We start from the raw sequence: 10,271 nt of genomic DNA, 5'->3' as shown, positions 1-10,271 counted from the left end.
CGGCCCCGGGCGGGGCACATCCGCCCGGGGCCGCGCCGCCGGCTCAGCGCAGCGCGGCCGTCGCCTCGCGCAGCAGGCCCGCCACGATGCCGACCCCGTCACGGGTGAGCACCGACTCCGGGTGGAACTGGAGCCCCGCGAAGCCGTGCCCGCGCAGCGCGTGCACGTCGCCGGTGGCGGCGTCCCGGGAGACCTCGACGCCCTCGCCGAGGAGCCGCGCCGCGTCGGCCTCCGAGCAGCGCGCGGTGAAGGTGTTGTAGAAGCCGACCGTGCGCTTGGCGCCGAACAGGTCGATGCGCTCCTGCGCCCCCTGGTACGGGACGGCCTTGCGGCCCAGCGGGAGCCCGAGTTCGGCGGCCAGCAGCTGGTGGCTCAGGCAGACCGCGAGCAGCGGCGAGGTGCGGGCGCCGGAGCGGACGGCGGCCAGCGCGTCCGCGACGATCGGCCGCAGCAGCACCATCTTGGGGTCGTCGGCGAGCGCCGGGTCGCCCGGGCCGGGGCCGAGCACCAGCGCGCCCCGGTGCGCCGCGACCCGCTCGCGCAGCCCCGGCTCGTCGTAGCGGGCCACCGCCACCCGGTGGCCGAGCGAGCCGAGCAGGTGGGAGAGCATCGAGGTGAAGGTGTCCTCGCCGTCCACGACCAGGGTCGGCTCGGCCTCGGTGATCTCGGCCGGCTGCTGCATCCGCAGCCAGAACGGCGCGAGGTCGGCCCGGCGGGAGTCCAGGGCGGCCTGCACCCGGTGGTCGTCGGCGAGCCGGGGCCCGGTCGGGTGGGGCAGCCGGGTGGGCGCGGGCCGGGCGCCGATCGCGGTGAGCACCCCGGCGGCCTTGGCGTGGGTCTCGGCGACCTCGGACTCCGGGACGGAGTGGCGCACCAGGGTGGCGCCGACCCGGACGACCAGTCGGCCGGTGGCCGGGTCGATGTCGGCGGTGCGGATGCAGATCGGCGAGTCCAGCAGCTGCCCGCCGCTGGCGGCGCGGCCGATCAGGGCGAGCGCGCCGGAGTAGTAGCCGCGTCCGGTGGGCTCGTAGCGCTTGATCACCCGGGTGGCGTTCTCGACCGGGCTGCCGGTGACGGTGGCCGCGAACATCGTCTCGCGGAGCACGTCGCGGACGTCCAGCGAGGTGCGCCCGCGCAGCTCGTACTCGGTGTGGGCGAGGTGGGCCATCTCCTTGAGCCGGGGCCCGAGCACCTGGCCGCCGAGGTCGCCGACCGTGCACATCATCTTGAGCTCCTCGTCCACGACCATGGTGAGCTCCTCCAACTCCTTGGGGTCGTGCAGGAACTGGAGCAGCGAGTCGAGGTCGGAGCCGCCGGCCGGGTAGCGGTAGGTGCCGGAGATCGGGTTCATCACGACGGTGCCGCCGCTCTGCCGGACGTGCACCTCGGGGGAGGCGCCGACCAGGACCCGGTCGCCGGTGTGCACCAGGAAGGTCCAGTACGCGCCGCGCTCCTGCTCCAGCAGCCGCCGGAAGAGCGTCAGCGCGAGCTCGGGGGAGAAGTCCTCCATCGTCGCGTGGAAGTCGCGCCGGATGACGAAGTTGGCGCCCTCGCCGTTCCCGATCTCGTCCTGGATCACCCGGCGGACGATCGCGGCGTACGCGTCGTCGTCCACATCGAACCCGCCACCGGCAAGTGAGACCGGCAACTTCGGTAGGGCGTAGGTGAATTCGGCCAACGGCAGGGCGTGCTGCTCGGTCACCGAGAGGGCCTGGAGCGGGGTGTCGTCGTCGTGCGCCTCGAAGCCGCGCTCGCGGATCTGGCGGTACGGGACGAGCGCGAGCAGGTCGTGCACCGGGCCGCCGCCGGCCGGTGGGCCGCTGCGTACGGGCAGGTCGGCGAGGTGCTCGTAGCTGTCGACGGTGCCCAGCAGCACCTCGACGGTGTCCGGGCTGAGCCGGGGCGTGCGACGGTGCAGCAGGGCGAACGCGGGGGCATCGGGGCCGGTGAGACGGGCGAGCAGGTCGACAGCGGTGGTCACGGGAACGGCTTCCTTCCGGGTGGACTGGTGAGAGGCGGTGCAAGGTCCGCTCCCGGAGGGCCGTCTGCTCAGACGCCGACGGCCGCCCCGAGGGGCGGCCGTCGTGTTCGTCTAGGAACGCGCCAGTTGTGGGCCACCCTGGGGGGAGGCCCACCACCAGGAGTGGCTGTGGGGCGCGTGCATGGTTCGAGACTAGCGGATGCGTCGGGGCGGGTGAGGGGCATCACGTCTTTGTCCGAGATGTGTCTCATTCCTCGGGCAATAGGCACGAGTCACTCCTGCCACCCCGTAGCCTTGGCGGTGTGACCGCTACGACTGAGACATCGAGGGCTGCCCACTCCTGGCAGTCCCTGCCCGCGGCGCAGCAGCCTGAATGGCCGGACCAAGAGGCTCTGCGCAAGACCCTTGCCGAGCTCGCGTCCTATCCGCCGCTCGTCTTCGCCGGCGAGTGCGACCAGCTGCGCGCCCGGCTCGGAGCCGTGGCGCGCGGGGAGGCCTTCCTCCTCCAGGGCGGTGACTGTGCCGAGGCCTTCGACGGCGTTTCGGCGGAGCACATCCGCAACAAGCTGAAGACGCTGCTCCAGATGGCCGCCGTACTGACGTACGCGGCCTCGGTGCCGGTGGTGAAGGTCGGCCGCATCGCCGGCCAGTACTCCAAGCCGCGCTCCAAGTCGACCGAGACCCGCGACGGCGTGACCCTGCCGGTCTACCGGGGCGACTCGGTGAACGGCTTCGAGTTCACCCCCGAGTCCCGCATCCCGAACCCCGAGCGCCTGAAGCGGATGTACAACGCGTCCGCCGCGACGCTCAACCTGGTGCGCGCCTTCACCACCGGTGGCTACGCGGACCTGCGCCAGGTGCACGCCTGGAACCAGGACTTCGTCCGCAACTCGCCGGCCGGCCAGCGCTACGAGCAGCTCGCCCGGGAGATCGACAACGCCCTGGCGTTCATGAGCGCCTGCGGCGTGGTGCCGGAGGAGTTCAAGGCGGTCGAGTTCTTCTCCTCGCACGAGGCGCTGGTCCTGGACTACGAGACCGCGCTGACCCGCGTGGACTCGCGCACCGGCGAGCTGTACGACGTCTCCGGCCACATGGTGTGGATCGGCGAGCGCACCCGGCAGCTGGACCACGCGCACATCGAGTTCGCCTCGAAGATCCGCAACCCGATCGGCGTCAAGCTCGGCCCGACCACCTCGGTCGACGACGCGCTCGCCCTGATCGAGAAGCTGGACCCGGAGCGCGAGCCCGGCCGCCTGACCTTCATCACCCGGATGGGCGCGGGCAAGATCCGCGAGCACCTGCCCACCCTGGTGGAGAAGGTCACCGCCTCCGGCGCCCGGCCGGTGTGGATCTGCGACCCGATGCACGGCAACACCTTCGAGGCCTCCAGCGGGCACAAGACCCGCCGCTTCGACGACGTCCTGGACGAGGTCAAGGGCTTCTTCGAGGTGCACCGCGCGCTCGGCACCCACCCGGGCGGCATCCACGTGGAGCTGACCGGCGACGACGTCACCGAGTGCGTCGGCGGCGGCGACGAGGTCCTGGTGGACGACCTGCACCAGCGCTACGAGACGGCCTGCGACCCGCGCCTCAACCGCAGCCAGTCGCTGGACCTGGCGTTCCTGGTGGCGGAGATGTACCGCGGCCAGTAGGCCCGGTGCCCGTCCGATGTGACGAAGGCCCCTCCGGATTCGGTGTCCCCGAGCCCGGAGGGGCTTTTTCGTACCCGTTTCGCCGGGTAAGGTAAGCCTCAGTGAACTAAGGCTGACCTTAGTCAAGATCCACTCCGCTTCACTCCCGGGAGAGACCGCGATGTACGTGTGCATGTGCCATGCGGTCACCGAGGACCAGGTGAAGAAGGCGATCGACGGCGGTGCCAACACCCCGCGCCAGATAGCGAAGGGCTGCCGGGCCGGCACCGACTGCGGGTCCTGCGTGCGGCGCATCCAGGCGCTGCTCGGCGAGCACGGCGCCCGCCCCTGCCCGACCGCCCGGCTGGCCGCAAAGCTCGGCCTCGCGGACCCGGAGGACCCGGCGGTGCCGTCGGCTCCGGCCCCGGAGGCCGCCCCGGTGGTCCCGCTGCGGGTGACCCGGGCGAACCGGGCGGCCTGACCGGGCCGGGCGGCCCGAGCGGGCCGTGGCCTCAGGACTCCGGCTGCTCGATCACCGTGGCGAGGTAGAGCGCCTCGCCGAGCTTCTCCAGCAGCTCCAGCTGGGTGTCGAGGTAGTCGATGTGGTGCTCCTCGTCGGCCAGGATGTCCTCGAAGATGTTCGCCGAGGTGACGTCGTTCTTGGCCCGCATCACCACGATCCCGCGCTTGAGCCGGTCGATCGCCTCGACCTCGATCTGGCGGTCCGCCTCGAACATCTCCTTGACCGTCTGGCCGATCCGGACGTGGAACAGCCGCTGGTAGTTGGGCAGCCCCTCCAGGAACAGGATCCGGTCGGTGAGCGTCTCGGCGTGCTTCATCTCGTCGAAGGACTCGTGCCGGGTGTACTTGGCGAGCTTCGTCCAGCCGAAGTTCTCCTGCATCTTGGCGTGCAGGAAGTACTGGTTGATCGCGGTCAGCTCGGCGGTGAGCTGCTCGTTGAGGAACTCGATGACCTCGGGATCGCCCTGCATGGTGATGCCTCCTGCACTCGTGCTGCCGTGTGTCCTGCGCTGAGTCCTGCGTGAAGTCCTGCGGTGGGTCCGGTACTGAGTCCTGCGCTGCGCATCCTGGCACCGCTTTGGGAGGAAATTCCAGTAAGTTCACACTCACTAGGACATGTGTCGGAATATCCGATTCATGGTGAAACGTGCTGGTGGGCGGCCGACCGCTGGGCCGTACGGGCAGGGGCGCGGATCCGCGCAAAGGGGCGCGCGCCGAGGCTCGTCCGCCGTCTGTCACCATGGATCCATGGGTCAGTCGAAACACGAACCGCTTCCGCCGTCTGACCCGAGGCTCCCCCCGGGACAGCGCGCGCAGCGCGGCTGGCCCGCCCTGCACTACGGGCCGGTGCCCCGCTTCAAGCCGCTGACCTGGGACCTCCAGGTGTTCGGCGCCACCGCCTCGGCGGAGAAGCACAGCTGGGACTTCGAGGCCTTCAGCGCCCTGCCGCGCAGCACCGTCGTCGGGGACCTGCACTGCGTGACCAAGTTCTCGGTGCTCGGCAACGAGTGGACGGGCGTGTCGGCCGCCGCCGTGCTCGACCTGGTGCCCCCGGCGCCGGGCGTCACCCACGTCATGGTCTGGGCCGAGTACGGCTACAGCGCCAACCTGCGCCTGGCCGACTTCGCCGACCCGCGCACGCTGCTCGCCACCCACCGCAACGGCGAGGCGCTCACCGCCGAACACGGCTTCCCGGTCCGGCTGGTGGTGCCGCGGCTGTACGCCTGGAAGGGCCCCAAGTGGGTGCGCGCGGTCGAGTACATGCGGGCCGACCGGCGCGGCTTCTGGGAGGAGCGCGGCTACCACAACCTCGCCGACCCCTGGGGCGAGCAGCGCTACTCCTACCAGGAGGAGCCCGGCGACGGGCCGCTGCGCTGAGCCCGCCCGGGGCCTAGAACAGCGAGAACTTGACCGTCACCACGCTGCGCTGCGGGCGCCGCTCGCCCGCCGCCGGGCTCTGGCCGGAGGAGGTGACCGCGCCGAACACGTCCCAGCCGCTGGTCTGCATGGTGAAGCCCGCGGCCTGGAGCGCCTTCTGCGCCTCGTCCTTGCCCATCCCGGTGACGTTCGGGACCGGCACCATGCCCTTGCTGACCACCAGCGACACCGCGCTGTTCTCCTGCAGCAGCTGCCCGGCCGCCGGCGAGCTGCTGATCACCGAGCCCTCGGGCACCGTGTCGTCGTAGGTCTCGGTCACGCCGCCCCTGGTCAGCTGGGCGCCGGTCAGGGCCGCGGCGGCGTCGGCGGCGCTCTTCCCGGTGAGGTCCGGCACCGCGATCCGCTTGGGGCCCTTGGAGAGGGTGACGGTGACGCTGTCGCTCTTGCGGGTGCGCGCGCCCACCCCGGGGTCGGTGGCGATCACCTGCCCGGACGGGACGGACTCGCTGAACACCTCGACGAACCTGCCGTGCAGGCCCTCCTTGTCCAGGACCCGCTGCGCCTCGGCCCGGTCCTTGCCGAGCACGCCCGGCACCGAGCCGTACAACCCCTCGGAGATCCCGTAGGTGACACCGCCGATCGCCAGCACCAGCGCGGCCAGCGCGGCCGTCCAGACCAGCGTCCGGCGGGGGAGGCGGCGCAGCGGGCCCGGCCGGGGCCGGCGCCGGTGCACCGGGGTCGGCTCGTCGTACGGGCGCGGCTCGGCGAGCAGCTCGTCCATCAGCTCCGGCGGCATGTCCAGCACGCTGGTGCGCTCCGTCGGCGGGGCCTCGGCGGGCCGCGGCAGCGGCTGGATCACCGAGGTCGGCTCGCTGGTCGGGTAGCGCGGGCTGGGGCGGGTGGAGGCCGGCGGCTCGGCGTCCAGCGCGGCCGGGGCGAGGGTGCGGCGCACCCGCTGGAGGGCGGCGAGCAGCTCGACCGCGTCGTACGGGCGGGCGCCGGCGGACCGGGCGCAGGCGGCGGCCACTATCGCGTCCAGCTCGGGGCCGACGGCGGGGGCGACCAGCGAGGGGGCCGGGACGTCCTCGTGCAGGTGCTTGTACATGACCTGGACGGGGTTGTCGCCGGTGTGCGGGCGGCGGCCGGTGAGCATCTCGTACAGCAGGATGCCGGACGCGTAGACGTCCACCCGCTGGTCGGTGGGGGCGTCCGGGAGGATCTGCTCGGGGGCCAGGTAGGAGACGGTGCCCATGACGGTGCCGCCGGTCGCGGTGGTGGTCGAGGTGGGCGCGCCGTCGGCGCTGCCGAGCACCCGGACCAGGCCGAAGTCGGCGACCTTGACCAGGCCGCCCTCGGTGATCAGCACGTTCTCGGGCTTGACGTCGCGGTGGACCAGCCCGGCCCGGTGGGCGGCGCCGAGCGCGGCGAGCACCGGCTCCAGCACGTCCAGCGCGGCCCGGACGGACAGCGCGCCGCGGTCGCGCAGCAGGTCGCGCAGGGTGCGGCCGGGCACGTACTCCATGGCGAGGAAGACGTGGCCGCCGTCCGCGCCCTGGTCGAAGACGTTGACCACGTTGGGGTGGGTGAGCCTGGCGACCGCCTTGGCCTCGCGGATGAAGCGGGCGGTGAAGCCCTCGTCACCGGCCAGCGAGGGGTGCATCACCTTGAGCGCGACCACCCGGTCCAGCCGGGTGTCGGTGCCCCGGTAGACGGTGGACATCCCGCCGGTCGCGATCCGCTGCTCGACCCGGTACCGGTTGTCGAGCAGGGCGCCGATCAGGGGGTCGTGCAGTGCCATGTCCACTCGGAGAGTCTAGGGTGCGGGACCGCCCGGTCCCGGCGGACACCGCCTCCGGGACCGGCTTGTGACATGCGCGACGGTTCAGAACGCCGGGTGCTCGCGGGTGTCCAGGTCGGCCCGGCCGGCCATCGCGGAGGAGGCCTCGGCGTGGAAGCGGCGCGGGATCCGGCCGGCCCGGTGGGCGAGCCGGCCCGCCTCGGCGGCGTGCCGCATCGCCTCGGCCATCAGCACCGGGTCCTGAGCCCTGGTCACCGCGGAGGCGAGCATCACCGCGGCGCAGCCCAGCTCCATCGCCAGCGCCACGTCGGAGGCGGTGCCGGCGCCCGCGTCCAGGATCACCGGGACGCCCGCGCCCTCCACGATCAGCTGGAAGTTGTGCGGGTTGCGGATGCCCAGGCCCGAACCGATCGGCGAGCCCAGCGGCATGATGGCCGCGCAGCCGACGTCCTCCAGCTTGCGGGCCAGCACCGGGTCGTCGTTGGTGTACGGCAGGACGGTGAAGCCGTCGTCGACCAGCGTCTCGGCGGCGTCCAGCAGCTCGATCGGGTCGGGCAGCAGGGTGCGCTCGTCGGCGATCACCTCCAGCTTGACCCAGTCGGTGCCGAGCGCCTCGCGGGCCAGCCGGGCGGTCAGCACGGCCTCGCCGGCGGTGAAGCAGCCGGCCGTGTTGGGCAGCACCCGGATGCCGTTGCGGGTCAGCACGTCCAGCACGGAGCCCTGGGTGGTGGCGTCGACCCGGCGCATCGCGACGGTGGTCAGCTCGGTGCCGGAGGCGAGCAGCGCGCGCTCCAGGACCTCCAGGCTGGGGGCGCCGCCGGTGCCCATGATCAGCCGGGAGGAGAAGGCCGTCCCGGCGATGGTCAGCAGATCGTCGGCCATGGTTCAGCCTCCCTGGACGGCGGTGAGGATCTCGATCCGGTCGCCGGTGCCCAGTGCCGTCCCGGGCCACGAACCGCGCGGCACCACGGCCTCGTTGAGCGCGGCGGCGACGCCGGTGTTGGCGGCGCTGACGGAGGCCACCAGCTCGGCGAGGGTGGTCGTGGCGGGCACCCGGCGGGGCTCGCCGTTGACGGTCAGGGCGATCTCGGCCGGGGCGGCCGGGGTCGGGGCGTCCTCGTGCACGGCGTGCTCGTGCGGGGCGTTCTCGGTCAGGGCGATCTCGGTCATGCGGAGGCCTTCGCGACGGGGGATTCGGAGGAGAACCGGGTGGGGGTGAACGGCCTTGCGAGCTCGGGGACTTCACCGGTGACCAGGTACTCGGAGACCAGGTCGGCGGTCACCGGGGTGAGCAGCACGCCGTTGCGGTAGTGGCCGGTGGAGGCGACCAGCCCGGGCAGCGGGGTCGGGCCCAGCAGCGGGGCGTTGTCCGGCGAGCCGGGGCGCAGCCCGGCGGAGGTCTCGCGCAGCGGGAGTTCGGTGATCCCCGGGACCAACTCGTGGGCGTCCCGCAGGAGTTCGTACACCCCGCCGGCGGTGACGGTGGTGTCGTAGCCCTGCTCCTCGGTGGTCGCGCCGACGACCAGCTCGCCGTTCTCCCGGGGGACCAGGTACAGGTGCCGGCCGCGGACCACGGCGCGGACGTTGCGGGAGAGGAACGGCCGGTAGGCCTCCGGCACGTGCAGCCGCAGCACCTGCCCCTTCACCGGGCGGATCGCGGGCAGCACCCCCTCGGGCAGACCGGGCAGCCGGTGGCTGTGCGGGCCGGCGGCGAGCACGACCTGGTCGGCGGTCACCGTCTCGTCGGTGCTCAGCCGGGCGCCGGTCGCGCGGCCGTCCTCGACCAGCAGCTCGACGGCCTCGGCGCGGTGCAGCAGGACGCCCGCGCGCCCGCAGGCCGCGACCAGGGCGGTGAGCAGGCGCCGGGGGTCCACCTGGTGGTCGTCCGCGGCGTGCAGGGCGCCGCGGACGGCGGGGGCCAGCATCGGCTCCAGCCTGCGGGCCTCCCGGCCGGTCAGCCAGGTCGAGTCCAGGCCCAGCCGCTGGTGGAAGGCGTACAGCTCGCGCAGTTCCTCGCGGTCGTCGGAGTCCAGCGCGACGGCGATCGTGCCGCAGCGGCGGTAGCCGGTGTCCAGGCCGCCGCTCGCCTCGGAGAGCTCGGCGGCGAAGGTCTCGTACCGCTCGTTCGAGGCCATCCCGAGGCGCAGCAGCGGCTCCTCGCCGTACTGGAGCTCGGTGACCGGGGCGAGCATCCCGGCCGCGACCCCGGCGGCCCCGCCGCCGTGGGCGGGGTCGACCACGATCACGTTCCGCGCCCCGCGCCGCGCGGTGCGCCAGGCGACGGCGAGGCCGATGACGCCCCCGCCGATCACCAGCACGTCGGCATGGGTGCCTGATGGCAAGCGTGACAAGGCTGCTCTTCTCCCTTCGCCGGTATGACCCGGATCAGGTTCGGACGGTCGCAGGCCGTGTCAGCCCGCCTCTCAGCCCGGTCCGCCGGGCTCCCGTGTGGTCCTCCCACCTTAACGCCGGGGGTCGGCCCGGCCGAAGGCCCGTACGCGGGGCGGACGGCCCGGAGGCCGCCGCGTCGCGCTGAGTACAGTGGCGGGCGTGGCAGAGCTGAGCGGAACGGATCGGGTGGTCGTCGTCGGCGCCGGGCTGGCCGGGGCGCAGTGCGCCCTCAAGCTGCGGCAGGGCGGCCGGCAGGGGCGGATCACGCTGGTCGGCGAGGAGCCGCACGCGCCGTACGACCGGCCGCCGCTCTCCAAGGACGTGCTGCTCGGCAAGGCCGACTCCACCGCCCTGGACATCGACTACGGGCAGCTCGGCATCGAGCTGCTCACCGGCCGCCGCGCCACCGGCCTCACCCCCGGCGTGCTGCACACCGACGGCGGCGACCTCCCGTACGGCTCGCTGGTGATCGCCACCGGCGCCGTGCCGCGCGCCCTGCCCGGCGCCGAGCGGGCGCACCTGCTGCACACCCTGGACGACGCCCTGGCGCTGCGCGCGCTGCTGCGCCCCG

The 10,271-nt window shown here is 73.1% G+C and carries 10 protein-coding genes and 1 riboswitch; of the genes, 4 read left to right on the top strand and 6 right to left on the bottom strand.

What is annotated here, in order from left to right; genetic code table 11:
* Positions 1–43 precede the first annotated feature (43 nt).
* Positions 44–1,981 carry an anthranilate synthase family protein gene (locus AE652_RS25160; RefSeq protein ID WP_049655384.1) on the bottom strand — a complete coding sequence of 646 codons (1,938 nt, stop codon included), beginning with the start codon at positions 1,979–1,981 and terminating at the stop codon, positions 44–46.
* 302 nt (positions 1,982–2,283) lie between these two features.
* On the opposite strand from AE652_RS25160, the gene AE652_RS25155 reads away from it, so the two are divergent.
* A complete protein-coding gene (locus AE652_RS25155) occupies positions 2,284–3,633 on the top strand; it encodes a class II 3-deoxy-7-phosphoheptulonate synthase (RefSeq protein WP_049655382.1) in 1,350 nt (449 codons plus the stop codon).
* Positions 3,634–3,793: 160 nt separating this feature from the next.
* Entirely contained in the window at positions 3,794–4,093 is a 300-nt protein-coding gene (locus tag AE652_RS25150) for a bacterioferritin-associated ferredoxin (RefSeq protein WP_049655381.1), read from the top strand.
* 31 nt (positions 4,094–4,124) lie between these two features.
* Here the strand turns inward: AE652_RS25150 and bfr are convergent, their stop codons facing one another.
* Positions 4,125–4,604: a bacterioferritin gene (bfr, locus tag AE652_RS25145; RefSeq protein ID WP_049655380.1), complete on the bottom strand. Its 480-nt coding sequence runs from the start codon at positions 4,602–4,604 to the stop codon at positions 4,125–4,127.
* Positions 4,605–4,881: 277 nt separating this feature from the next.
* Here bfr and AE652_RS25140 point away from each other — a divergent pair, with 277 nt between their 5' ends.
* Positions 4,882–5,511 carry a molybdopterin-dependent oxidoreductase gene (locus AE652_RS25140; RefSeq protein WP_049655378.1) on the top strand — a complete coding sequence of 210 codons (630 nt, stop codon included), beginning with the start codon at positions 4,882–4,884 and terminating at the stop codon, positions 5,509–5,511.
* A gap of 13 nt (positions 5,512–5,524) precedes the next feature.
* On the opposite strand, the gene pknB is transcribed toward AE652_RS25140, so the two are convergent.
* From pknB to thiO, 4 genes are all read right to left on the bottom strand, one after another.
* Positions 5,525–7,309: a Stk1 family PASTA domain-containing Ser/Thr kinase gene (gene pknB, locus AE652_RS25135; RefSeq protein ID WP_053112234.1), complete on the bottom strand. Its 1,785-nt coding sequence runs from the start codon at positions 7,307–7,309 to the stop codon at positions 5,525–5,527.
* 84 nt (positions 7,310–7,393) lie between these two features.
* Entirely contained in the window at positions 7,394–8,191 is a 798-nt protein-coding gene (locus AE652_RS25130) for a thiazole synthase (protein ID WP_049655375.1), read from the bottom strand.
* A gap of 3 nt (positions 8,192–8,194) precedes the next feature.
* Positions 8,195–8,479, bottom strand: coding sequence for a sulfur carrier protein ThiS (gene thiS, locus AE652_RS25125; RefSeq protein WP_082345950.1), 285 nt, complete (start codon positions 8,477–8,479; stop codon positions 8,195–8,197).
* On the bottom strand, positions 8,476–9,651 hold the full coding sequence (thiO, locus tag AE652_RS25120) for a glycine oxidase ThiO (protein WP_234348525.1): 1,176 nt from the start codon (positions 9,649–9,651) through the stop codon (positions 8,476–8,478). Before thiO ends, thiS begins: the two co-directional genes overlap by 4 nt.
* 3 nt (positions 9,652–9,654) lie before the next feature.
* Positions 9,655–9,767: riboswitch (TPP riboswitch) on the bottom strand.
* Between the two features lie 83 nt (positions 9,768–9,850).
* Between thiO and AE652_RS25115 the strand changes: the two genes are divergently transcribed.
* A partial coding sequence (locus AE652_RS25115) for an FAD-dependent oxidoreductase (RefSeq protein ID WP_159028553.1) occupies positions 9,851–10,271 on the top strand: 421 nt, incomplete at its 3' end.

This window comes from Kitasatospora sp. MY 5-36 (genome assembly GCF_001182915.1).
In the GTDB taxonomy this organism is placed as follows: Bacteria; Actinomycetota; Actinomycetes; order Streptomycetales; family Streptomycetaceae; genus Kitasatospora.
The sequence above is the reverse complement of the archived record's forward strand: the minus strand, read 5'-3'. Positions and strand labels throughout refer to the sequence as shown.

Bases quoted from the DNA above. Each gene is read 5' to 3' on its own strand.
- AE652_RS25150 (WP_049655381.1), top strand. From the start codon at position 3,794: ATGTACGTGTGCATGTGCCATGCGGTCACCGAGGACCAGGTGAAGAAG.
- bfr (WP_049655380.1), bottom strand. From the start codon at position 4,604: ATGCAGGGCGATCCCGAGGTCATCGAGTTCCTCAACGAGCAGCTCACC.
- AE652_RS25140 (WP_049655378.1), top strand. From the start codon at position 4,882: ATGGGTCAGTCGAAACACGAACCGCTTCCGCCGTCTGACCCGAGGCTC.
- pknB (WP_053112234.1), bottom strand. From the start codon at position 7,309: ATGGCACTGCACGACCCCCTGATCGGCGCCCTGCTCGACAACCGGTAC.
- AE652_RS25130 (WP_049655375.1), bottom strand. From the start codon at position 8,191: ATGGCCGACGATCTGCTGACCATCGCCGGGACGGCCTTCTCCTCCCGG.
- thiS (WP_082345950.1), bottom strand. From the start codon at position 8,479: ATGACCGAGATCGCCCTGACCGAGAACGCCCCGCACGAGCACGCCGTG.